This is a genomic window from Parasphingopyxis sp. (genome assembly GCF_052168275.1).
In the GTDB taxonomy this organism is placed as follows: Bacteria; Pseudomonadota; Alphaproteobacteria; order Sphingomonadales; family Sphingomonadaceae; genus Parasphingopyxis.
Window position 1 is genome coordinate 1 of sequence record NZ_JBQLZM010000092.1, and the last position, 22657, is coordinate 22657.

19 protein-coding genes are annotated in these 22657 nt (G+C 67.1%); 9 read left to right on the top strand and 10 right to left on the bottom strand.

What is annotated here, in order from left to right:
• The coding region (locus ACTS1X_RS08290) for a TolC family protein (RefSeq protein WP_442613916.1) at positions 1-929 on the bottom strand (929 nt) is incomplete at its 3' end.
• 155 nt (positions 930-1084) lie between these two features.
• On the opposite strand from ACTS1X_RS08290, the gene ACTS1X_RS08295 reads away from it, so the two are divergent.
• Entirely contained in the window at positions 1085-1696 is a 612-nt protein-coding gene (locus tag ACTS1X_RS08295) for a TetR/AcrR family transcriptional regulator (RefSeq protein ID WP_442613917.1), read from the top strand.
• A gap of 191 nt (positions 1697-1887) precedes the next feature.
• On the opposite strand, the gene ACTS1X_RS08300 is transcribed toward ACTS1X_RS08295, so the two are convergent.
• From ACTS1X_RS08300 to ACTS1X_RS08310, 3 genes are read right to left on the bottom strand one after another with little or no spacing between them, the layout of a single operon-like run.
• Complete coding sequence (locus ACTS1X_RS08300) at positions 1888-3774, bottom strand: hydantoinase B/oxoprolinase family protein (protein ID WP_442613918.1); 1887 nt, start codon at positions 3772-3774, stop codon at positions 1888-1890.
• Positions 3775-3786: 12 nt separating this feature from the next.
• On the bottom strand, positions 3787-5829 hold the full coding sequence (locus tag ACTS1X_RS08305; protein ID WP_442613919.1) for a hydantoinase/oxoprolinase family protein: 2043 nt from the start codon (positions 5827-5829) through the stop codon (positions 3787-3789).
• 23 nt (positions 5830-5852) lie between these two features.
• Complete coding sequence (locus ACTS1X_RS08310; protein ID WP_442613920.1) at positions 5853-6758, bottom strand: hydroxymethylglutaryl-CoA lyase; 906 nt, start codon at positions 6756-6758, stop codon at positions 5853-5855.
• 65 nt (positions 6759-6823) lie between these two features.
• Here ACTS1X_RS08310 and ACTS1X_RS08315 point away from each other — a divergent pair, with 65 nt between their 5' ends.
• Both ACTS1X_RS08315 and ACTS1X_RS08320 read left to right on the top strand, forming a co-directional pair.
• Entirely contained in the window at positions 6824-8005 is a 1182-nt protein-coding gene (locus ACTS1X_RS08315; RefSeq protein WP_442613921.1) for a CaiB/BaiF CoA transferase family protein, read from the top strand.
• 3 nt (positions 8006-8008) lie between these two features.
• Positions 8009-8638 carry an isochorismatase family protein gene (locus tag ACTS1X_RS08320; RefSeq protein WP_442613922.1) on the top strand — a complete coding sequence of 210 codons (630 nt, stop codon included), beginning with the start codon at positions 8009-8011 and terminating at the stop codon, positions 8636-8638.
• Here ACTS1X_RS08320 and ACTS1X_RS08325 read toward each other — a convergent pair.
• Positions 8614-9255 carry a GntR family transcriptional regulator gene (locus tag ACTS1X_RS08325; RefSeq protein ID WP_442613923.1) on the bottom strand — a complete coding sequence of 214 codons (642 nt, stop codon included), beginning with the start codon at positions 9253-9255 and terminating at the stop codon, positions 8614-8616. The two genes, ACTS1X_RS08320 and ACTS1X_RS08325, sit on opposite strands and share 25 nt — an antisense overlap.
• A gap of 98 nt (positions 9256-9353) precedes the next feature.
• Here ACTS1X_RS08325 and ACTS1X_RS08330 point away from each other — a divergent pair, with 98 nt between their 5' ends.
• The 4 genes from ACTS1X_RS08330 to ACTS1X_RS08345 are packed head-to-tail and all read left to right on the top strand — an operon-like array spanning position 9354 to position 13442.
• Entirely contained in the window at positions 9354-10088 is a 735-nt protein-coding gene (locus tag ACTS1X_RS08330; RefSeq protein ID WP_442613924.1) for an aspartate/glutamate racemase family protein, read from the top strand.
• Entirely contained in the window at positions 10085-10474 is a 390-nt protein-coding gene (locus tag ACTS1X_RS08335; protein WP_442613925.1) for a nuclear transport factor 2 family protein, read from the top strand. The genes ACTS1X_RS08330 and ACTS1X_RS08335 overlap by 4 nt, the downstream gene beginning before the upstream one ends.
• Positions 10475-10486: 12 nt before the next feature.
• Positions 10487-10885, top strand: a complete 399-nt coding sequence (locus ACTS1X_RS08340) for a nuclear transport factor 2 family protein (RefSeq protein ID WP_442613926.1) — start codon at positions 10487-10489, stop codon at positions 10883-10885.
• A gap of 22 nt (positions 10886-10907) precedes the next feature.
• Positions 10908-13442 (top strand): TonB-dependent receptor, encoded by a 2535-nt coding sequence (locus ACTS1X_RS08345; protein ID WP_442613927.1) that lies wholly within the window; start codon positions 10908-10910, stop codon positions 13440-13442.
• Between the two features lie 192 nt (positions 13443-13634).
• On the opposite strand, the gene ACTS1X_RS08350 is transcribed toward ACTS1X_RS08345, so the two are convergent.
• From ACTS1X_RS08350 to ppc, 3 genes are read right to left on the bottom strand one after another with little or no spacing between them, the layout of a single operon-like run.
• Entirely contained in the window at positions 13635-14786 is a 1152-nt protein-coding gene (locus ACTS1X_RS08350; protein WP_442613928.1) for an acyl-CoA dehydrogenase family protein, read from the bottom strand.
• Positions 14783-15088: a GNAT family N-acetyltransferase gene (locus tag ACTS1X_RS08355; protein WP_442613929.1), complete on the bottom strand. Its 306-nt coding sequence runs from the start codon at positions 15086-15088 to the stop codon at positions 14783-14785. The genes ACTS1X_RS08350 and ACTS1X_RS08355 overlap by 4 nt, the downstream gene beginning before the upstream one ends.
• A gap of 11 nt (positions 15089-15099) precedes the next feature.
• On the bottom strand, positions 15100-17775 hold the full coding sequence (gene ppc / locus ACTS1X_RS08360; protein WP_442613930.1) for a phosphoenolpyruvate carboxylase: 2676 nt from the start codon (positions 17773-17775) through the stop codon (positions 15100-15102).
• A 530-nt stretch (positions 17776-18305) separates the two neighbouring features.
• Here ppc and ACTS1X_RS08365 point away from each other — a divergent pair.
• Both ACTS1X_RS08365 and ACTS1X_RS08370 read left to right on the top strand, forming a co-directional pair.
• Positions 18306-19865, top strand: coding sequence for a winged helix-turn-helix domain-containing tetratricopeptide repeat protein (locus ACTS1X_RS08365; protein ID WP_442613931.1), 1560 nt, complete (start codon positions 18306-18308; stop codon positions 19863-19865).
• Positions 19866-19954: 89 nt separating this feature from the next.
• The gene (locus tag ACTS1X_RS08370; protein ID WP_442613932.1) at positions 19955-20776 is read left to right on the top strand and encodes a universal stress protein; all 822 of its coding nucleotides are present in this window, start codon (positions 19955-19957) and stop codon (positions 20774-20776) included.
• A gap of 11 nt (positions 20777-20787) precedes the next feature.
• On the opposite strand, the gene ACTS1X_RS08375 is transcribed toward ACTS1X_RS08370, so the two are convergent.
• On the bottom strand, positions 20788-21882 hold the full coding sequence (locus ACTS1X_RS08375) for an acetate/propionate family kinase (RefSeq protein ID WP_442613933.1): 1095 nt from the start codon (positions 21880-21882) through the stop codon (positions 20788-20790).
• Positions 21879-22657: bifunctional enoyl-CoA hydratase/phosphate acetyltransferase (locus ACTS1X_RS08380; RefSeq protein WP_442613934.1), on the bottom strand; the 779-nt coding region annotated here is incomplete at its 5' end. The genes ACTS1X_RS08380 and ACTS1X_RS08375, both read right to left, overlap by 4 nt.

Sequence of the window (22657 nt, forward strand, 5' to 3'; positions counted from 1 at the left end):
CGGAAGCGCGCGGCTTCGAACCGCTGCGCGGCGGCCGCGACGTCGGGCCGCTGGATCAGGAGATCGGCGGGCAGGCCGGTCGGGATCGGCTTGAACACCAGCCGCGGGGCCAGCCGGTCGCCGAGCTCCGCGCGCATGGCGCCCGCATAGCGGCCGAGCAGGACCGCGAGCCGGCCTTCGGCCGCGGTCAGCTGGCTTTCGCGCTGCGGCAGCGCGGCCTGCGTGTTCCGGTAGTCCTGGCGCAGCTGGTAGAGTTCGAAGGACGAGACCAGCCCGCGATCGTAGCGGCGCTCGGTATTGTCGACCCGGTCCTGCAGGATGTCGATCGTCGCGACGGCGAGCGCGATCTGCGCGCGCAGGTCGACGACCTCGAAATAGGTGGAGATGGTTTCGGCGAGCGCGCCGAGCCGGGCGGTGCGCAGATCGGCTTCGGCGGCGACGAGATCGGCCCGGGCGGCGCGGGCGTCGTTGCGGGCCCGGCCCCAGAAATCGAGTTCATAGGCGAAATTGAGGCCGGTCGAATAGGTTTCGTTGGTCAGCCGGGTCGGCCCGTTCCCGCCGATCGCCCCGAAATTCGTGCCGGCGAGCGGCGAATCGGAATAGTTGGCGCCGGCCGACGCGCCGATGGTCGGCAGGCGGTCGGCGCCGGCGATGCGCGCCTGGGCGCGGGCTTCCTCGACCCGCGCGGCGGCCTCGGCGATGTCGAGATTGGCGATCAGCGCCGCGTCGACGAGGCGGTTGAGCGTCGGATCGTTGAAATCGTGCCACCAGTTGAGCGGCTGCGCCGGTCCCGCGGCCTCGCTGTCCGCATAGCCAGCCGGGAGTTCCGCGACCGGGGCGGGCAATCGCTCGGGCGGCGAAAAGTCGGCGCATGCCGAGAGCGCGCTCGCCGCCAGGCCGAGACCGAACAGTGATAGACGCCGTTTCACTCCGATTGCCCATATAGCATTGAAACCAGACGGGCGCCTGTGCCATATCTGATTTTGAACGGCAACGTTTAATTATACGCAACCGTTCATTAAATGAGGTCAATCGAGAGGACTGATCGATCAACACCACATCTTGCCTGCCTCCGGAAACCCCGATGCGGCCGTCGTCGCTGCGCAAGATCGACGCGATCCTCGATGCGGCCAGACAGGAATTCTTCGCGCACGGCCTCGGCGAGACCACGATCGAGGCGATCGCCCGCCGGGCGGACGTTTCGAAGGTGACGATCTACAACCAGTTCGGCGGCAAGGATGCGCTGTTCTCCCAGGTCATCCATTCCGAATGCCAGCGGATGCGCGGGGTGATCACGGCCAAGGCGGCCGGCGATGCATCGCTGCGCGAAACGCTGCTGTCCTTCGGCGACGTCATGCTGACGATGCTGACCAATGCCGAGGTCGTCCGCTTCGAGCGGATTCTCGCCGCCGAAGCCGGGCGCGATCCGAAGATCGGCGAGCGGTTCCTGGCGTCGGGCCCGAGCGTGATGCGCCAGACGCTGGCCGACATCCTCGCCGGAGCCGCGGAGCGGGGGGAACTGGAACTCGACGATCCCGCGCTCGCGGCCGAGCAGCTGGGCGCCATGATCAAGGGCTTTCTCGACGTCGAGCTGCGCTTCGGCCAGTCGCCCGACATCTCCGCAGACGCCCGCGCGGCGCGGATCGAAAGCGCCGTCGACGCGTTCCTCCGCGCCTATGGGGAAAGACGCGACTAGGCGCTTTTTTCGACCGCCGTCGGCAATGCTCCCTTTCTCACGCCGAGGCCCGTTCTTTCGTCATTGCGAGGAGGCCCGAAATTGTTTCGGGGCGACGCGGCAATCCAGGGCGTTTCGCGCTTCGCCCTGGATTGCTTCGCTACGCTCGCAATGACGCGCGTTTTCGTTAGGGATCGACGAGTGGAATCCGCCTATTCGGCGGCCTGCGCATAGGCATGGGCTTCCCAGACCGGTTGCCGGGGCGCCGGGAGGCCGGTCTCTTCCTCGCAATTGGCGCGCAAGGTCTCGATGTCGGGGCCGGCGTTGAACAGCGCGTCGTTCGCGCCGCGCCGTTCCCGCATCTCCGCGCGCAGGGCATCGGTCGCGCCCGCATCGACCACACCCTTGGCATCGGCGACGACGCCATAGGCGCGGGCGCCGTCGGGCGTCACGAGCCCCTGGCGGATTTCGAGCCCGACCAGCGCGGGATCGCGCTCGAGCGGATCGCCCCAGCCACCGCCGCCCCAGGTGATGAAGTGCAGCAGATCGCCTTCCTTCACCTCGATCCCGTCCTGCTTGTTGCCGACGATTTCCTCGCTGCCGTCGGCGCGCTCCAATATCTTGGTGGCGCGCTGCCCCGGTTCGCCGCCATTGACGCCCCAGGGATAGGTGAACCAGCGATCGTCATGGATCGCGACCGTGCCGGGCTCGAGGAAGCGATAGGTCATCTTGATCCCGTTGCCGCCGCGATGCAGCCCCGCCCCGCCGCTGTCGGCGAGCGCCTCGTAGCGCTCGATCCTGAGCGGGAAATAGCGTTCGAGAAACTCGTTGGGGACGTTGGTGAAGCCCGGCCAGAGCGAATGGCCGTCGGGGCCGTCGCCGAGCGGCCGGCCCGGGATGCCGCCGAAGCCGATCTGGAACAGCTGGAACCACTCGCCTTTCCTGTCGAAACCGGAATACATCAGATGCGGGCTCGACGAGAAGCCGGCGGCGTTCAGGAATTCGGGCGTTTTCTGGCCGAGCAGGCCGCCGAGGATATCGAAGATGCGGCCCAGCGCATGGGTGCGCCCGGCGAGGGCGGCCGGATATTTCGGTTTGAGCAGCGAGCCTTCGGGGATGCGGACCTCGATCAGGTCGTAGAAGCCGTCGTTGAACAGGATCTGCGGGTCGAAGACCATGATCATGTAGATGCCGAAGAACATCTTGAACATGTTCTCGTTCAGATAGAAATTGATCGAGCTCGGCGCCTGCGGATCGGTGCCCTCGAAATCGAGGATCACCTTCTCGCCCTCGCGCCACATCGTGCAGCTGATCCTGTAGGGGCCGTTTCCGACGCCGTCGTCGCAGATATAGTCGGAGAAGTTGACCTTCTCCTCGCCGATCGACTCCGCGATCAGCGCCTTCATCGCGCGGTAATTGCGGTCGAGCAGCAGGTCGGTGGCCGAGGCGAACATATCCTCGCCGAACCGGTCGCACATCTCGTCGACGCGGCGCGCGGCGACCCGGCACGAGGCGATCAGCGCGTTGAGGTCGGCCGCGCACCAGTCCGGCTTGCGGCTCTGGTGGAGCACGAGCTTGACCAGATCCTCGTTATACTCGCCCTGCTTGTAGATCTTGACCGGCGGGATGCGGACGCCCTCCTCGTAGACGCTGCGGCTGTCGATCGGGATCGAGCCCGCGACCTTGCCGCCGATGTCGGACTGGTGGCCGAACATCGCCGTCCAGGCCACCAGCCGCCCCCCGCGGAACACGGGCAGCAGCACGAGCCAGTCGTTATTGTGGCTGACCGCGCCCTCGCAGCTATAGGGATCGGAAAGGAAGATCATGTCGCCTTCCTCGATCGTCCCGTCATAGGCGCGCAAGAAGCCGTCGATGAAGCTGCCGAACTGGCCGACGATCATCTTGCCGCCGCGATCGGCGATCAGCGGAAAGGCGTCGCCCTGTTCGCGGATGCCGGGCGACATGGCGGTGCGCACGAGCGTCGCGTCCATCTCGATCCGCGCGTTGCGGAGCGCATTCTCCATGATGTCGAGCGTCACCGGGTCGACATCGACGGCGGCGAAGGGGGCGGTGTTGGTTTCGATTATCTGGGCTGGCATCGCGCGCCTCCTCTAAGCCGGGTTGATCAGCAGGTTGCCATGATCGTCGACGTGCGCCTCATGGCCGTTATAGACGAGCGTCGTCGAATCCATCTCGGTGACGACCGCGGGGCCGGGGACGACATCCCCCGCGCGCAGCTTCGCGCGGTCGTAGATCACCGCGGGCCGCATTTCGCCCTCCATGTAGAGCTCGTGATCGCGCAGCTTGGCGGCGGAGGGATCGCCGTCGCCCTTCGCGATCGTCTCGGCCGCGACATTGGCCGCCTTGCCGAGCGCGACCGCGCGGATGTTCACCAGTTCGTGCGGCAGCGAGAGGTTGAAGGTGAAGAGCCGCTCATGCTCGGTGTCGAACTCGCCGGTCAGCGCCTGGATCGAGAAATGGTCGGGATCGAGCGAGAGCGGGATTTCGAAGGCCTGGCCCGAATAGCGGATATCGACCTCATATCTGAGCTCGACATCGCCTGGCTCGACGCCCTCGGCGACCAGCTCCTGGCTGACCTGCGCGCCGAGCTCGTCGAGCAGCGCCTTGAGGTCGGCATCGCTCGTATTCTGCGCCTGGGTGTTGAAGCTGCGCTGGGTCTCGACCCGCTGCCGGGTCGTCGCGTCGCCATAGGCGCACAGCACGCCGGGCGAGGGCGGGATGATGACCGGCCAGCTGCCCATCAGCTTGCCCATCGCATTGCCGTGCAGCGGCCCGGCGCCGCCGAACGCCATCAGCGCGAAATCGCGCGGGTCGTAGCCCTGCTGCACGGAGACGAGGCGGAGCGCGCCGAACATATTCTCGTTGACGATGTCGATGATGCCCGCGGCGGCCTCCATCAGGCCGATATCGAGCGCGTCGGCGATCGTCTGGACGGCGGCTTCCGCGCCCTTGCGGTCGAGCTGGAAGGTGCCGCCGAGCAGGGCTTCGGGCAGATAGCCGAGCACGACATTGGCGTCGGTCACGGTCGGCGCCTCGCCGCCCTTGCCATAGGCGACCGGGCCGGGCACCGCGCCCGCGCTTTCCGGGCCGACGCGCAGCGCCCGGGTCAGTTCGGGCACGAAGGCGATCGAGCCGCCGCCCGCGCCCACCGTCTTCACGTCGACCGAGGAGGCGCGCACGTTGAGATCGCCGACCGAGGTTTCGCGCTGGAGCCGCGCCTGGCCGTTCTCGATCAGCGCGACGTCGGTCGACGTCCCGCCCATGTCGAGCGTGAGGACGTTCTCGACGCCCGCATTCTTCGCGACCCAGACCGCGCCGGCGACGCCGCCCGCCGGGCCGCTCATGAGAAGATTCACCGGCGCCGCGCTGCTCTTGTCGGCCGACATCAGCCCGCCGTCCGAGCGCAGCAGGTTGAGCTTCGCCGTCGCGCCCCAATCGGCGATCTCGTCCTTGAGATTGCCGACATAGCGGGCGACGGTCGGGCGCACCGCGCTGTTCGCGACGGTCGTCACCGCGCGCTCATATTCCTGCATCTCTGGCAGGATGTCGGCGGAGACCGACACCGGGAGATCGGGAAAGACCTCGGCGCAGATTTCGGCGACGCGGCGCTCATGCGCGTCGTTGACGTAGGAGTTGATCAGGCAGATCGTCAGCGCCTCGATCTCCTCGTCGGCCTTCAGCGTTTCGAGGCGTTGCCGGAGGGCGGCCTCGTCGAGTTCGCGGACGACCGATCCGTCCGCCCCGATCCGTTCGGGCACCTCGATCGTGCATTCGAGCGGCGCCATCGGTTCGGGCTTGGGCCAGATGATCCAGGCGGCGAGCCCGCCGGGCACCAGGCTGCGGGCGATCTGCAGGATGTCGCGATAGCCCTCGGTGACGACGAGCCCGACCCGGGCGATCTTCCCTTCGAGCACCGCATTGGTCGCGACCGTCGTGCCGTGGAGGAACAGCGAGAGCGAGGCGGGATCGATATTCTCCCGCGCGCACAGCGCCTTGGCGCCGTTGACCACCGCTTCGGACGGGTCGTGCGGCGTCGAGGGCAGCTTGTCGCGGACCGTATGGCCCGTTTCCTCGTCGATGATCAGCAGGTCGGTAAAGGTTCCGCCGACATCGCAGCCCAAACGGTAGCTCATATGGTCCTATCCCCTCATTGTCCTTATGCGGCCCGCGCGACGAGCGACGGGAGTTCGCGGCCCATCACGGTCGCGAACCAGCGGTTGCAGGCGATCGCCTTGTCGAGATCGACGCCGGTCTCGACGCCCGATCGCGCGAGCAGGTAGATCACGTCCTCGGTCGCGATATTGCCGGTCGCCTTGGGCGCGAACGGGCAGCCGCCCAGGCCGCCGAGCGACGCGTCGATCGTCTCGATCCCGGCCTCGACCGCCGCCCAGGCATTGGCGATGCCGGTGTTGCGCGTGTCGTGCAGATGGGCGCGCAGCGGGATCGCGGCGGGGATCGCCTCGCGCACCGCGCCGGCGAGATCGGTCATCTGCTGCGGCACGCCGACGCCGATCGTGTCGGCGATCGCGATCTCCGCCGGCTCCGCCTCGGCCATCGCCTTGGCGATGTCGACGACCCGGCTTTGCGGCACGTCGCCCTCGAACGGGCAGCCGAACGCCGCCGAAATCGTGACCTGCGCGATCAGCCCCTCGGCCTTGGCGAAGCGGATCATCTCGCTATTCTCGGCGATCCCCTCGGCGATCGTCTGGCCCTGGTTCTTCTGCCCGAACGTGTCGCTGGCGACGACGACGCAGCCCACTTCGTCGACGCCGCGCCGGCCGCCCTCGCGCGTCGCGAGCGCGCGCAGCACGCCGCGCTTGTTCAGACACAGACCGATATAGCTGGCGTCCGCATGGTCGGGCAGCCCGGCGATCACGTCCTCGGCATCGGCCATCTGCGGCACGCGCTCCGGATGGACGAAGCTCGCCACCTCGAAGCGGCGGATGCCGGCGTCGTACATTTTCTCGATCAGCGCGATCTTGTCCGCGGCCCGGATGATCTCGGGCTCGTTCTGCAACCCGTCGCGCGGGCCGACTTCCACCAGGCGGACTTTTTTGGACATCGCTTTTGTATACAAAGAGGGTATCGGCTTGTATAGCCGTTCCATCGCTGAAGGAGATTAGGGGCATGGCGCACGGCGCATTGGACGGGCTGCGACTCATCGAAATGGGCCAGCTGATCGCGGGCCCTTTCTGCGGCCAGCTGATGGCCGATCACGGCGCCGAAGTGATCAAGATCGAGCCGCCCAAGGTGGGCGACGCGATGCGCGCCTGGGGGCAGGGCATCCCGCTCTGGTTCTCGGTCGTCGCGCGCAACAAGAAGTCGATCACGCTCAACCTGCGCGAGAAGGAAGGCCAGGCGATCGTCAAGAAACTGGCGGCGAAGAGCGATTTCCTGCTCGAGAATTTCCGCCCGGGCACCTTGGAGAAATGGAATCTCGGCTGGGACGAGCTCCATGCGATCAACGAGGCGCTGATCATGATCCGGGTCTCGGGCTACGGCCAGACCGGGCCTTATGCGTCGCGCGCCGGCTATGGCGGGATCGGCGAGGCGATGGGCGGCATGCGCTACATCATCGGCGAGCCCGACCGGCCGCCGAGCCGGGCCGGCCTGTCGATCGGGGATTCGCTCGCCGCCACCTATGCCTGTCTCGGCGCGATGATGGCGCTCAACCATCGCCACAATACCGGCAAGGGCCAGGTCGTCGATTCGGCGATCTACGAGGCGGTGCTGGCAATGATGGAATCGACGGTGCCCGAATATACGGTCGCCGGCCATATCCGCGAGCGGACCGGCTCGATCCTCCCCAAGGTCGCCCCGTCCAACGTCTATCCGACCATGGACGGCAGCGTCCTCGTCGCGGGCAACCAGGACAGCGTCTGGAAGCGCATGGCGGCGATGATGGGGGTTCCCGAACTCGGCGACGATCCGCGCTACAACAGCCATATGGCGCGCGGCGAACGCCAGGCCGAGCTCGATGCGATGATCGGCGAATGGACGAAGGAGCGGACGAGCGCCGAAGTGCTGACCCTGTGCGAGGAGCATGGCGTGCCGGCCGGCAATATCTACCGCGCGCCCGAAATGCTCCACGATCCGCAATTCCAGGCGCGCGAGGCGCTGATCGAGGTCGATCACCCGAAACATGAGAATTTCGTGATGCAGAATGTCGCGCCGAAACTGTCCGAAACGCCGGGCAGGGTCGAATGGGTCGGGCCCGAACTCGGCGAACATAACGAGCTTGTTTATGGCGAGCTGCTCGGCATGGATTCGGCGACCCGCGCGGATCTCGAAGAGCGCGGGATCATCTAGGCGATGGCCGGGCTCGACGAGGATTATGCCAGGGCCGGATTCAACAAGAGCCTCGGATTCGGGGCGCAGCCCGTCCTGCTCGTTATCGATTTCGTCATGGCCTATCTCGATCCCGATTCGCCGCTCCATGCGGGCGTCGAGGCCGAGCTGAAGGTCAACGAAAAGCTGGTTGCCGCGGCGCGCGCGGCGGGCGTTCCCGTCATCTGGACGAATGTGGAGTATGAGCCGGGCGGCGCCGATGGCGGGCATTTCTACCGAAAGATCGCCGCCCTCAAGGTGTTCGACCGCGGGAGCCCGCTCGGCGCCTTTCCGCCCTCGCTCCGGCCGGCGGAGGGCGAGCGCGTCGTCACCAAGCAGTATCCGAGCGCCTTTTTCGGCACCGGCCTCGCCGAAACACTGCGCGATATGGGCGTCGACTGCTGCGTGATCACCGGCCTGTCGACCTCGGGCTGCGTCCGCGCCTCGGCGCTCGACGCGCTCCAGCACGGCTTCATCCCGCTCGTCGTGCCCGAGGCCTGCGGCGACCGCGACCCGGCCGTCCACGACGCCAATATCTTCGACCTCAAGGCCAAATATGCCGACATGCTGAGCGCCGACGAGGCGCTCGCCTATTTCTCGCGCTTGAGCGCCTGAGCGGCTTCCTCGAACACATGGAAGGCGCGCCGGATATGGCTCGTCATCACCGAGCGCGCCCATTCCGCGTCGCCATGCTCGATCGCGTCGACCAGTTCGCGATGCTCGAACAGGCTGCGCTCGAACTGGCCCTTGTCGTAGACCCGCGCCGTGCGGTGGACGATCGGCTGGCTGACGAGGCGGGCGAGCATCGTCGCGAGCCGGTCCGATCCGGCGCCCGCGATGATCTCCGCATGGAAATCGGCATTGTGGTCGAGGAACGTGTCGACATCGTTGCCATTGCCCGCTTTGTCGACAATTTCGCGCAGCCGCGCGGCCAGCGCCGCGCCGCCGACCCGGGCCGCGCGCGCCGCCGCATGGCCCTCGAGCATCGCGCGCAGGGTGAAGATCTCGTCGATATCCTCGACCGACTGGTCGGCGACGAAGCTGCGCTGGCTGTCGCTGCGGGTGACGAAGAACTCGGCTTCCAGCCGCCGCAGCGCGTCCCGGATCGGGGTGCGCGACACGCCGATCCGCTCGGCCAGCTCCTCTTCCTTGAGCTGTTCGCCGGGCGCCAGCGTCCCGTCTAGGATCAGCGACCGGATCCCGGAATAGGCCTTATCCGCAGCGCTCGACATCAATGGCTTGTCCCCCTCGACGAAAATTGTATACAAAACCGGCGCCGGCGGCTAGATATATAGATCAGCCGATCAACAGTGCAGCATAAGGGGGTTGTGTGAAGCGCATCAAGGTCATCGTTCCGATCCCGATGGACGAAGCCGGCGTCGCCAACCGCGCCGAGCAGCTGCCGCCGCCGCTCGTCCGCGACGGATTCGAGCCGGTGTTCGAGGCGGTGAGCTGGGGCGCGGCGCTGGGCGACAGCTATCACGACATGCTGCTGATGGACTGGACGGTGTTCCAGGCGGGGATCATGGCGGAGGAAGAAGGCTATGCCGGCGTGCTGATCGACACGGTCAGCGATTCGGGGTTGCGGGCGCTCAGATCGCGCCTGTCGATCCCGGTCGCGGGACCCGGCGAGAGCGCCTTCTACGCGGCCTGCATGATGGGCAAGAAATTCTCGATCCTCACCATGTGGGACGAATGGTTCCCGCTCTACGAGAAGACGATCACCGAATATGGCCTCGAAAAGCGCCTCGCCTCGATGCGCTCGATCGACACCCGTCCGGACGTCACCGAACTGCTCGCGGGCAAGGAAGAGGTGATCTTCGGCAAGCTCGAGGAAGCTGCGGCGCGCTGCATCGAGGAGGACCGCGCCGACGTCATCGTGCTCGGCTCGACGACGATGCACCAGTCGGCCGCGCATCTCGATTCCCGGCTGCCGATCCCGGTCATCAATCCCGGAGTCGTCGCCTACAAGATGCTCGAAACCTTCATCGAGCTGGGCCTGACGCACAGCAAGAAGGCCTTCCCGACCCCCGAAGTGCCCAAGGACGCGGAGATCGCCGGATGAGCAACCCTTATGAATATTATGTCGACATCGTCACCAAGCGCTATTTCGACGGCGTCGACAACAAGCGCATGGACCAAGTGCTCGACTGTTTCCATCCGGACGCCGTGCTCCACGAGATGACGTCGGACACGAAGCATGACGGGATCGACGCGATCCGCGCCATGTTCGAAGGGCTGTTCTCGACCAACGGCCGGATCTGGCACGGCAATTTCGTCCATACCGTGGACCCGCAGGAAAGTGCGGTCTGCTCGCAGTTCACGGTGGAGATCGAACCGAACGAGCTCGGCGAGGAGCTTGTCTACCAGAATTGCAACCGCTTCTACCTCGCGGGCGACCGGTTCCAGACCGTGTACGTCTATATGAGCGGCGACAATCTGCTGAAATAGGGGAGACCGGCGATGCAATATCCGAGCACATTGAGCCGCGACGCGCTGATCGAACTCGCGACCAGGACCTATTTCGGCAATGTCGATGCGAAGAACATGGAAGCGACGCTCGACTGTTTTCACGATACCGCGCTGTTCACGATCCAGACCGATCACACGATCCACGAGGGTAAGGCCGGCATCCGCGAGATGTTCGAGACGTTTTTCGGCAGTTACGACACCATCGTCCATCGGGATTTCACCTGCACGGTCGACGAAAAGAACGGCCGGATCGCGGCCTCGTTCGAAGCCGTGCTGACCGACGCGAACGGCGACGTCACCCGGCTCTACAACACCAATTTCTGGCGGGTCCGGGGCGACAGGTTCCAGGAAGTCTATGTCTATATGAGCGGGGCCAACGTCCTCGTCTGAAGGGAAAAACAGGGAGATAATCATGTTCAACCGGATCGCACCGACGCTTCTCGCGGCCACGGCGGGGATGGCCATCGCGACCTCCGCCCAGGCCCAGACCACCGCCGACGGCGCGAGCGAACAGCTCGATTCCGGCAACGCGCCGATCATCGTCACCGCGCGACGCCAGGAAGAGACGCTCGCCGACGTCCCGGCCTCGATCACCGTGTTTACGAGCGACCAGCTTGAAACCCAGAATATCCGCCGCGCCGAGGATTTCATTGGCCTGACGCCGGGCGTCACGATCGTCACCAACACGGCCGAAGCCGGCGACAGCCAGATCAACATCCGCGGCATCAACGGGACGCGCGACGCGGAAAGCTCGGTCGCGCTCGTCGTCGACGGTATCCTCAGAACCAACACCGCCGCGCTGAACCAGGACCAGGGCACGCTGCGTCAGGTCGAGATCCTCAAGGGCCCGCAGGGCGCGCTGTATGGCCGCAACGCCGCGGCCGGCGCGATCGTCATCACCACCGTGCGCCCGTCGGACGTGCTCGAGGGCAGCGTGCGCGGCAGCTATGGCAGCGAGAATACGTGGCAGGCCAACGGCTATATCGCCGGGCCGCTCAGCGACGGCATCGGCTTCGTCCTGTCGGGCGACTATCGCTCGACCGACGGCTTCTACGAAAACCTCTTCCTCAACAACCGCAACATCGTCGACGACCAGGAGGTCTGGAACGTCAACGGCCGGCTGCTCGCCGAGCTCGGCCCCGATACCGAGCTCGATTTCAAGATTCGCTACGGCGAGCTGCGCGGCGCGTCGATCAACTTCAACGCGGCCTTCCATCTCCCCAATTTCGCGGGCGCCAATCCGGCCTTTTTCGAGGATGTCGACGATCACGAGTTCCGCTATTACAGCAACATCCGGCCGACCAACTCGCAGGATACGCTCGAGGCCTCGATCAAGCTCGAACATGATTTCGGCGATATCCAGCTCACCGCCTGGGCGCTCTATTCGAACATCGACAACGCCCTGACAGCCGACGGCACCTCGGCCGATTTTGCGCGCTACATCTCGGCCGCGTTCGCGCTGCCGAACATCATCAGCGCGGATTCAACCGCGGCGTCCAACGCCTGTTTCGCGAGCACCGCGGCGCTGACCGGCTTCCCGGTCAACCAGCCGGGTTTCATCGGCCAGACGCCGATTCCCTTCATCTTCGCGCCGGCCACCGGCTCGACCTTCGGCCCCTATTCGCCGACCACTTGCGACGGCACGCAGTACCAGATCCGCAACCAGGAGGATATCAGCGTCGAGATCCGGCTCTCGTCGGACACCGGCCCGGTCAGCTGGCAGCTCGGCGCCTATTATCTCCATATCGACCGGCAGGTGGGCGTCAGCCTCGGCGCCGATCTCGGCCAGGGCATCACGCGCGAGCTCTACAACCCGCCCGGATCGTCGAACCCGACCTCGCAGCTGTTCAGCGACGATTTCTCGACCGACGTGTTCGCCGCCTTCGGTTCGGTGGAGGCCGACGTCACCGACCGGCTGACCCTCGGCGCGGCGGTGCGCTACGATGTCGAGGACCGGAGCGTCCGCAATCTCGTGCCCAACGTGCTCGATCCGATCACCGGCGGCCCGATCAATCCCGGCCAGGCCTTCGGTCCGATCCAGCCGCAGGATGCGAGCTTCGACCAGATCCAGCCGCGCCTCAGCCTCAACTATGCGCTGACCGACGAGATCAATTTCTACGCGACCTGGGGCATCGGCTTCAAATCGGGCGGCTTCAACAACCAGGGCTCGGCGGCGATCGTCGACCAGAATTTCAACCAGTTCCTCGGCACCAACATCCTGATCGAGGACCAGTTCAACCGCGAGCGCTCGAGCGCGTTCGAGGTCGGCCTCCGCGGATCGTCGGGGCCATGGACGTTCGATCTCGCCGGTTACTACACCGAGATCGACGACATGCAGTTCTTCGAATTCTTCGTCGGTCCGTTCGGGCTGCTCCGCGTCGTCTCGAACATCGACGAGGTCGAGGTGATGGGTGTGGAGTTCAACACCAATGTCGAGATCCTGCCCGGCTGGGACGTGTTCGGCTCGTTCAACTGGACCGATTCGGAGATCAAGGCGAACAGCTCGCGGCCCAGCACGGTCGGCAACGAATCGCCTTATACGCCCGACTATACGATCAATATCGGCAGCCAGATCATCGCGCCGATCCACCGCGATTTCGACATCCTTGTCCGCGGCGACTACCGGATCGTCGGGCCGACCTGGTTCCACACGGTGCAGGACCAGATCACGCCGACGCTGTTCTCGGGCCTGTTGCCGGGCTCGGCGCTCGGCCTGCCGGCGTTCGTCGGCGATGCCGACAACAGCGCGACGCAGCGCAACAGCTATTCGGTGTTCGATTTCCGCGCCGGCTTCCAGAACGATCGCTGGCGGCTGATGTTCTTCGCCGAGAATCTGTTCGACACGCGCTATCCGGCGGAAGTCATCCCGGCGATCGAATTCGGCGGGTCGTTCATCTCGCCGGGCCCGCGCCGCGTGATCGGCGTCGAAGCCGGGTTCAATTTCTAGGGCCAACAGCCGCGCTCGGTACGTCAGTGCGACCCCGGCCTTGCGCCGGGAGAAGCAATCCAGGGCAACAGGCGATGCGCTTGCGGCTCTGGATTGCCGCGTCGCCCCGAACAGGTTCGGGCCTCCTCGCAATGACGATGTCTCGGATGACAATCCCGGTCTTGCGAACAGTGCGCGTGCCGCCGCGCCTCCTCAATAGGAGCGCGGCAGGCCGAGCACATGTTCGGCGAGATAGGAGAGGATGAGGTTCGTCGAGATCGGCGCGACCTGGTAGAGGCGCGTCTCGCGGAACTTGCGCTCGATATCATATTCGGCGGCGAAGCCGAAGCCGCCGAAGGTCTGGATGCAGGCCTCGCCCGCCGCCCAGCTGGCGTCGGCGGCCAGCATCTTCGCCATGTTCGCCTCCGCCCCCGCATTCTCGCCGGCCTCGTAGCGCGCGAGCGCCTCCTTCACCATCAGCTCGGCCGCGCGCATCTGCGCATAGGCCTTGGCGAGGGGAAACTGGATGCCCTGGTTCTGGCCGATCGCGCGGCCGAACACCTCGCGGTCCTTCGCGTAAGCCGTCGCCCGGTCGAGGAAGAATTTGGCGTCGCCGATGCATTCCGCGGCGATCAGGATGCGCTCGGCGTTCATGCCGGAGAGGATGTAGCGGAAGCCCTGGCCTTCCTCGCCGACGAGGTTCGCGGCGGGTACGCGCATATCGTCGAAGAACACTTCCGTCGTCGCATGGTTCATCATCGTGTCGATCGGCTTGATCGTCAGCCCGTTGCCCAGCGCTTCGCGCATGTCGACGACGAAGACCGACAGTCCTCCGGTGCGCTTCTCGACATCCGCGCGCGGCGTGGTGCGCGCGAGCAGCAGCATCAGGTCCGAATGTTCGGCGCGGCTCGTCCAGATCTTCTGGCCGTTCACGACATAATGATCGCCGTCCTTCCTCGCGACGGTCTTGAGCGAGAGCGTGTCGGTCCCGCTCGTCGGTTCGGTCACGCCGAACGCCTGCAGCCGCAGCTCGCCGCGCGCGATCCTGGGCAGATAATCCTGTTTCTGGGCGTCCGATCCGTGGCGGAGCAGGGTGCCCATGATATACATCTGCGCGTGGCATGCCCCGCCATTGCCGCCCCGATACTGGATCTCCTCGAGGATCGCCGCCGCGCCGGACAGCGGCAGCCCGGCGCCGCCATATTCCTCGGGGATCAGCGCGGCGAGATAGCCGCCCTCGGTCAGCGCATCGACGAACTCGCCCGGATAGGCGCGCGCCTTGTCCTTCGCGCGCCAATATTCGCCCGGAAAGCGCGCGCACAGTTTCGCGACCTCTTCGCGGATGGCGGTGAAATCCTGGCTCATAGACCCTGCACCACGTCCTTCCAGTCGGGATGGCGCAGGGCGATCGCCTTGAAGAAGGGGCAGAGCGGGACGATCTTGAAACCCTTGGCCCGCGCATCGGCGACGACGCGCTCGGCCAGCGCCTTGCCCAGCCCCATGCCGCGCAGGCTGTCGGGCACGCCGGTATGGTCGACGATCACCAGCGTCTCCGAGGCGCGCGAGAAGGTCAGCTCGGCCTCCTCGTCCGCGCCCTCGACCCGGGCGACGTAGCGGCCCTTCGAGCCGCTGTCCTGCAATTCTATCCCGACTTCGGCATCGGCCATTCCGGCATCTCCTATCCGCTGTTCCTGAGCGCCGTCGCTATGGCATTGATCGACAGCTGGATACCCTCGGCGATGCGGGGATCGCTCTCGCCGGCCCGGTGCCGCTTGAGTAGTTCGATCTGCAGCAGGTTCAGCGGCTCGATATAGGGAAGGCGCAGCCGGATCGAGGTGTCGAGCTTGGGCGTCTTGTCGAGCAGGCGCGCCTGGCCGGTGATTTCGAGCAGCCCGTCATGCGTCGCCTGCCAGCTGTCCCGGATATCGCCGAACAACCGGTCGGCAAGGGCGCGGTCCGTGACCAGCTCCGCATAATTTTCGGCGATGCCCATGTCGGACTTGGCGAGCACCATCTCCATATTGCCGAGCGTCATCTTGAGGAACGGCCAGCCTTCGGCCATTTCGCGCAGCAGCGCCCGGTCCTCGAACGCCGCCAGCGCTTGGCCGACGCCGAACCAGCCCGGCAGCATCACCCGCGCCTGGCTCCAGGAGAAGACCCAGGGGATCGCGCGCAGATCCTCGATCCGGTCGGACGTCTTCCGGCTGGCCGGGCGCGACCCGATCTTGAGCGTCGCGATTTCCGAGATCGGGGTCATCTGGCGGAAGAATTGCGTGAACCCTTCGCTGTTATAGACCAGCGCCCGATAGGCCGCGAAGGCGCGCGCCGAAAGGTCGTCCATCGCGGCGGAAAAGCGGGCGCGGTCGGCCGGGTTCACCCGCTCCGGCTCGAGCGTCGCGAGCAGGCTCGCCGACACCATCGAATCGATATTGGCGCGCGCGGCGTCCGGCGTCCCGTATTTGGCGGCGATGACCTCGCCCTGTTCGGTGATCCGGATGCGGCCGTTGACGGTGCCGGCCGGCTGGCCGCGGATCGCCTCGAAGGCGGAGCCGCCGCCGCGCCCGACCGAGCCGCCGCGGCCGTGGAACAGCTGCATCGTCGCGCCGGCTTCCTCGAACACCGGGGCGAGCGCCTCGCTGGCCCGGCTCAACACCCAGCCCGAGGTCAGATAGCCGCCATCCTTGTTCGAATCCGAATAGCCGATCATCACTTCCTGATGGCCGCGCGCCGCGACCAGCGCGCCGATCTCGGGCAGCGCGAAATAGGCACGCATGATGTCGGGCGCATGGTCGAGATCGCCGATCGTCTCGAACAGCGGCACCGCCATGATCGGCGCCTCGGGCGGATCGCCGGCGCGGTAGAGCCCGGCCTCCTTCAGAAGGATATGGACCTCGAGCAGGTCGGAGACCGTTTCGGTCATCGAGACGATATAGTTGGCGATGCAGCCGCTGCCGTAGCGCCGGTGCGCCTCGGCCGCAGCGCGGATGATCGCGAGTTCGCTCCGCGTTTCGTCCGAATAGCCGGCCTTGGGGACGCCCAGCGGGCGCGGCGAAGCCAGCTCGCGGCGGAGCAGGGCGATCCGCGCCTCCTCGTCCAGCGCCTCGTAACCGGCTTCGACGCCGGCCTCGCGCAGCAGCTCGGCGACGACGCGCGCGTGCACGGCGCTGTTCTGCCGCATGTCGAGCGTCGCGAGATGGAAGCCGAAGGTGCGCACCGCGCGGATCAGCCGGCCGAGCGCGCCGCTCGACGCCAGCGTCTCGCCGCCGGAATCGGCGAGCACCCGGGCGATGGTGCGCAGATCGTCCTGGAGCTCCTGCGGCGTGCCGTAGGGCTCGGCCGCGATCGCCGATGGGCGCGGCGGCGGGCTGCCGACCAGCGTCTCGTGGGTGGCGGCGAGGCGCGCATAGATGCCCGCGATCGCCCGGCGATAGGGTTCGTCCCGCCGGCTCGGCGCGTCGTCGCCGCTCGCATCGGCCAGGGCGAGGACGGCGGGGTCGATGGTCGCCAGGTCGCTGGAGATGGACAGCTCCGCGCCCAGCGCGTGCAGCGCGTCGAGATAGCTGACGAGTACGGTCTCGGCGGAGCGGCGCAGCGAGAGTTCCAGCGTGTCCGCGGTCACATAGGGATTGCCGTCGCGATCGCCGCCGATCCAGCTGCCGAGCCGGAAGAAACTCGCCGGCCGGCCGCCCAGCGCCTCCTCCCAGCGGTTGTAGAGTCCCGGCAGCAGCGGCAGGAATATCTCGCGCAGATAGGACAGCGCATTTTCCACCTCGTCGGCGACGAAGAGGCGCTCGCGGCGCAGCGGCCGGGTCTGCCAGAGCAGCGCGATCTGGCGGACCAGCGAATCCTCGATACTGTCGCCTTCGGGCGTTTCGGTGCGCCCAGCATCGCGCATCCGCATCAGCTCGGCGATCCGGTTGCGATGGTCGATCATGCTCTTGCGGCGGACCTCGGTGGGATGGGCGGTCAGCACCGGCACCATCAGCGCCTCGTCGAGCATCGCGCGGACGGCGGCGCGCGACACGCCGTGCCGCTCGAGCCGGTCGAGCGCCGCGGCGACGTCGATCTCGTTGTCGGTCAGGAGCTCCTGCCGGTCCTCGGCGAGATTGGCGAGCATCGAGAACAGCATGAAGCCGCGCACGAAATCGAGCGTCTCGTCGAGGGTCAGCGCGCCGAGGCCCGGATCGATGGCGTCCGATCCCGCCACCCCGCGATGGCGGTCGACCGAGGCGGCGCGGATATATTCGGTGCGCTGGAACAGCGTGTCGCCGCCATAGGCGCGGATCACGTCGCCGAGCAGCCTGCCGAGAAAGCGGATATCGGCATTTTGCGAGATCGGCGGCGCGGTGTTCATTCTCCATGCTCCTTCGCAACGGCGGGCGCCGCGCCATGCGGGGCCCGGTCCGGGATGGGGCGCCGGCTTCGCACCGGCAGCGGGTCCATCGGCGACCGACAGCGGCCCCTGGCGGCATGGCGTTGCGCGAAACCGGACTGTGGCAGGATATTCGCAAGCCGCAAGCCGCGCCCGCCGATTTTCCGCGCCGCGGGCGTCCCGCGGCCGGGTCGCGGTCCCGTGCCGCGGGAATATGTATCATTTGCATCGGTGGCCGGCCGGTCTTTCTCCGACGCGCGAAAACGTGCATCCCGGCGGCCGTGCGAAAGGGAGGCCGCCAGGATGCACGCATGCGCCCGGACCGTCCGCCATCCGCTGACGACCCAGAACCGCCGACGTCCCTATCGGATCTGGCGGCTCAACAGACGGACGGCGGCGAGGCCGGCGCAATCGCTATGGACCGAGCATATTGCACGGAAATCGCTGGCAATCTGAGACGGAATATGGATGCAGTCTGTTTTTTCGGGGTGTGAGACGATGAGGCCACGGTCATGATCTACCGGTTCGGGGACTTCGAACTCGATCCGGGCCGGTTCGAGCTGCGGCAGGGCGGCGTGCCGGCGGTCATCCAGCCGCAGGCGCTGGAACTGCTCGTGCTGCTCGTCGAGAAACACGCGCGGCTGGTGAGCAAGGACGAGATCGTCGACCGCGTCTGGCGGGGGCGGGCGATCTCCGATTCCGCGCTGTCGAGCCAGATCAAGACGGTGCGCAGGATCCTCGGCGACGACGGCCGGAATCCGCGTTTCATCCGGACCGTGTACGGCAAGGGATTCCGGTTCGTGGCGGATGTCTCCGCGCACCGGCCGGCAGCGGCGGTCGGCGCGGCCGGGCGCGATCCCGGACCGGCGGACGGCGAGGCCGGCGAAAGCCCGACCATCGCGGTGCTGCCCTTCCGGTTGGTCCGGGCCGGGTCTCCGCACGCCAATATCGCCCAGGCGCTGCCCGACGAACTGATCACGGCGCTGTCGCGGCTGCGCTGGCTGCGCGTCATCTCCCGCGGTTCCAGCTTCCGCTTCCCGTCCATGTCCGCCGATCTCGCCGAGGTGCGCGATCAGCTGAACGCCCGCTACTGCCTGTCCGGCTCGGTCGACATCGAGGAGGACGCGGTCGTCGTGCGCGTCGAACTCGCCGATACCCGGGAGGAAACGGTGGTCTGGGCGGAACGGTTCGACACCGAACTGCGCGGCGTCCACGAAATCCGCGAGCAGATCGTCGCCAAGGTCCTGTCCAGCGTCGAGTTCCGGATTTCCGCGCACGAGGCGGGGCGGGCGCGGCTCGTCGTCCCCGAACAGCTGACGGCCTGGCAGGCCTATCATCTCGGCGTTTCGAGCATGTTCCTGTACGGAAAGGCCAATAATGACTCGGCCCGGGGCTATTTCGAGCAGGCGCTGACCGGCGATCCGGACTTCTCCCGCGCGCTGGCCGGCCTGTCGCACACCCATTGGATGCGGATCATCCGCAGCACCTGGGACGATGTCGGCGATGCGCCGAAACGCATGCTCGAATCGGCCGAAGCGGCGATCGCCAGCGATCCCTTCGATCCGTTCGCCAATCTGGCGCGCGGCCGGGCGGCGTCGCTGCTCGAGGACCAGTCGGAATCGGTGATCTGGCTCGAGCGCTCGATCGCGCACTGCCCCAACTATTCGACGGCGCATTCGGCGCTGGCGACGATCCACGCGCTCGGCGACGAGAGCGAGCGGGCGTGCCACCATGTCGATGTCGCGATCGCGCTCAGCCCCCAGGACCCGCAGCTGCACAGCATGTATGCGACGAAGGCGATCGCGCTTTTCGTCTCCGGGGAGATCGAGGAGGCCGCGCAATGGGGAATCAAGGCGATGCGGCTGCCCCATAACGACCTGATGGTGATGGTCGGTGCGCTGTGCACCGTGTTCGCCGGCGGCTATCGCGAGGAAGCGGACCGGATCGCCCAACGCATCAAGCGCGCCTATCCGCATGCGACCCGCGAGGGCATCGTCCGCGCCAATCCCATGATGACGCCCGAGCGCCGCGATGCGATGGTCGGCCTGCTTGCCGCAACCGGATTCGACTAGAGGCCGGCGCCCGACTTGACGTGCGTCAAAGCGGCGGGCGGCCCGATGGCGCTAGGATACCGCACGGTTGCAGAGGCGGAGCCCGAAAAATGAAAACGATCCTGTTGCATGTGGACGACGACGCCGGACTGGACAGCCGGCTCGAGGCGGCGCTGACCGTCGTGCGGCTGCTCGACGGCCATCTGACCTGTTCCCAGCCGTCGACCGTCGCCAATCTCGTCGCCGAGCGCTATCCGGTGGCGAGCTGGGACGATGGCGGGGTGGTCGGCGATATCGCCCATGCGGCCGCGCAACAGGCCGATGCGCTGCAGGACCGGATCGAGGCGCGGCTGCGCGATGCCGGCATATCCTGGTCGTGGCGGCGCAACGCGCTCGGCGCGGTCCAGGCGCTGGTCGAGGAATCGGTGCTCGCCGACCTGATCGTGCTGAGCGCGCCCGACGACGATCATCATCCCGAAATCGCGCGCGCCTTTGTCGGCGAGATCGCCCTCTCGGCCGGCGCGCCGGTGCTGACCGTGCCGGTCGGCTTCGGGAATTTCGATCCGGCCGGCCCCGCAATGGTCGCCTGGGACGGGTCGATCGAGGCGACGCGGACGATCCGGAGCGCGGTCGGACTGCTCGGACGCGCCCGGTCGGTCCATCTCGTGACCGTCGGGACATCGATGCGGCGCGGCTTCGACGCGGCCGAATCGAAAGTCTATTTCGACCTGCTCGGGCTCGCCGTCGAGGTCGCCGCGATCGAGAAGCAGGGGCGCACGACGGACAGCCTGTTGGCGCAGGCGGACGCGCTCGGCGCTGCCTATATCGTAATGGGCGCCTATGGCCATTCCCGGCTGCGCGAGGCGGTGTTCGGCGGCGTGACGCGGGCGATGCTCGGCCAGGACCGTTTCCCGCTATTGATGCATCACTAGAGCAGGCGCGATCAGACCAGGCGCGCCGTCGCCTCGGCGATCACGCCTTCCTCGTCGGTCGCGATCGCCAGCGGCGGCGGGATCGCGAGCCAGGCGTGGCGGGCGCCGACGGCCTCGCGGATTTCGCCCGCATTTTCGCCGATGCCGCCGGTGAAGACGAGCGCGTCGAGCCCGCCCAGCGATACCGCCAGCGAACCGACGGCGCGCGCGCAGCGGTCGACGAAATAGTCGACCGCGAACCGCGCCTCGGGCGCGTCGCTCGCCAGCAGGTCGCGCATGTCGCCGCTGATGCCCGACAGGCCGAGCAGGCCGGATTCATCGTAGAGCAGGCGATGGACGGCATCGACGTCCATGCCGCGTTCGGACAGGAGATGGAGCACGAGCCCCGGATCGATGCTGCCGGAGCGGGTGCCCATCGGCAGGCCCTCGAGCGCGGTGAAGCCCATCGTCGTCGCGACGCTGCGCCCGTCGAGAAGCGCGGCCATCGAGCAGCCATGGCCGAGATGCGCGACGACCACCCGGCGCGCCTCCGGGCCGAGCAGCGCGGGCAGGCGCGGCGCGATCGAGGCGTAGGACAGGCCGTGGAAACCATAGGCGATCATGCCCTGCTCGGCATAGCCGCGCGGCAGCGCGTAGCGCTCGGCTATCTCGGACTGCGACCGGTGAAAGGCGGTGTCGAAGGCGGCGACCTGCGGGATATCGGGATAGGCGGCGGCGACGGCCGCGATCCCGGCCAGATTGTGCGGCTGGTGCTGCGGCGCGAGCGGGGTCAGCGCCTCCAGCTCCGCGATCACCGCGTCGCCGATCGGGACCGGCGCGTCGAACCGGGCGCCGCCATGGACGACCCGGTGCCCGGCGCCGACGATCCGCACATCGCCCGGCGCCAGGTCGCCGATCGCTGCGAGCAGCCCCCCGATCAGCGCGGCATGGCCGTCGGTGGATTGTCCGAAGGGCTCAGAGGTACCGCCGGTCGCGAGGCGGGGATCGTCGCCGATCCGCTCGATCTGGCCGGCGAGCAGCGGCGGTTCGCCGGGCTGCGCGGCCTCGTACAGCGCGAATTTGACGCTCGACGAACCGGCGTTGAGGACGAGCAGTGCGTCGGTCAAAGCCGCGCCCGCTCCGCGACCAGCTTGGCGAGCGCCGCCGATATCTTCCGCTCCTCGACCCCGTCGGCCCGGCTCGTGAGGATGATCGGCACCTGCGCGCCGAGCGCGATGCCGAAGGCGTCCGCCCCGCCCAGATAGTCGAGCTGCTTGGCGAGCATGTTGCCCGCGACGAGATCGGGCACGACGAGAATGTCGGCCGCGCCCGCCACTCCGGACGTCAGCTTCTTCGCTGCCACCGCGTCCGGCGACACGGCGATATCGAAGGCGAGCGGCCCGTCGAGCAGGCCGCCTGCGATCTGCTCCCGGTCCGCCATCTTGCACAGCGCGGCGGCGTCGATGGTCGAGGGCAGCCGCGGATTGACCTCCTCGGTCGCCGAGAGGATCGCGACCTTCGGCACGTCGATCCCGATCGCCCGCGCCATGTCGATCGCATTCTGGACGATGTCGCGCTTGGCGAGCAGGTCCGGCATCACGTTGATCGCCGCGTCGGTGATCAGCAGCGGCTTGGCATAGGCGGGCGTGCGCATGACGAAGACATGGCTGATCCGCCGTTCGGTGCGGATGCCGGTGTCGCGCGCGATGACCTCGGCCAGCATCTCGTCGGTGTGCAGCGCGCCCTTCATCAGCGCGCCGGCCTCGCCCTGATGGACGAGCTCGACGGCGCGGGCCGCGGCCGCATGGCTGTGCGGCACGTCGACGATCCGGTGGTCGCCGATATCGGGTCCGGCCGCCTCGATCCTGGCGCGCGGGCCGACCAGTATCGGTGCGATGAATC

Coding starts and splice junctions, on each gene's coding strand:
- ACTS1X_RS08320 (WP_442613922.1), top strand. CDS start 8,009: ATGGCCGGGCTCGACGAGGATTATGCCAGGGCCGGATTCAACAAGAGC.
- ACTS1X_RS08335 (WP_442613925.1), top strand. CDS start 10,085: ATGAGCAACCCTTATGAATATTATGTCGACATCGTCACCAAGCGCTAT.
- ACTS1X_RS08295 (WP_442613917.1), top strand. CDS start 1,085: ATGCGGCCGTCGTCGCTGCGCAAGATCGACGCGATCCTCGATGCGGCC.
- ACTS1X_RS08365 (WP_442613931.1), top strand. CDS start 18,306: ATGATCTACCGGTTCGGGGACTTCGAACTCGATCCGGGCCGGTTCGAG.
- ACTS1X_RS08315 (WP_442613921.1), top strand. CDS start 6,824: ATGGCGCACGGCGCATTGGACGGGCTGCGACTCATCGAAATGGGCCAG.
- ACTS1X_RS08305 (WP_442613919.1), bottom strand. CDS start 5,829: ATGAGCTACCGTTTGGGCTGCGATGTCGGCGGAACCTTTACCGACCTG.
- ACTS1X_RS08300 (WP_442613918.1), bottom strand. CDS start 3,774: ATGCCAGCCCAGATAATCGAAACCAACACCGCCCCCTTCGCCGCCGTC.
- ACTS1X_RS08345 (WP_442613927.1), top strand. CDS start 10,908: ATGTTCAACCGGATCGCACCGACGCTTCTCGCGGCCACGGCGGGGATG.
- ACTS1X_RS08340 (WP_442613926.1), top strand. CDS start 10,487: ATGCAATATCCGAGCACATTGAGCCGCGACGCGCTGATCGAACTCGCG.
- ACTS1X_RS08350 (WP_442613928.1), bottom strand. CDS start 14,786: ATGAGCCAGGATTTCACCGCCATCCGCGAAGAGGTCGCGAAACTGTGC.
- ppc (WP_442613930.1), bottom strand. CDS start 17,775: ATGAACACCGCGCCGCCGATCTCGCAAAATGCCGATATCCGCTTTCTC.
- ACTS1X_RS08325 (WP_442613923.1), bottom strand. CDS start 9,255: ATGTCGAGCGCTGCGGATAAGGCCTATTCCGGGATCCGGTCGCTGATC.
- ACTS1X_RS08310 (WP_442613920.1), bottom strand. CDS start 6,758: ATGTCCAAAAAAGTCCGCCTGGTGGAAGTCGGCCCGCGCGACGGGTTG.
- ACTS1X_RS08355 (WP_442613929.1), bottom strand. CDS start 15,088: ATGGCCGATGCCGAAGTCGGGATAGAATTGCAGGACAGCGGCTCGAAG.
- ACTS1X_RS08370 (WP_442613932.1), top strand. CDS start 19,955: ATGAAAACGATCCTGTTGCATGTGGACGACGACGCCGGACTGGACAGC.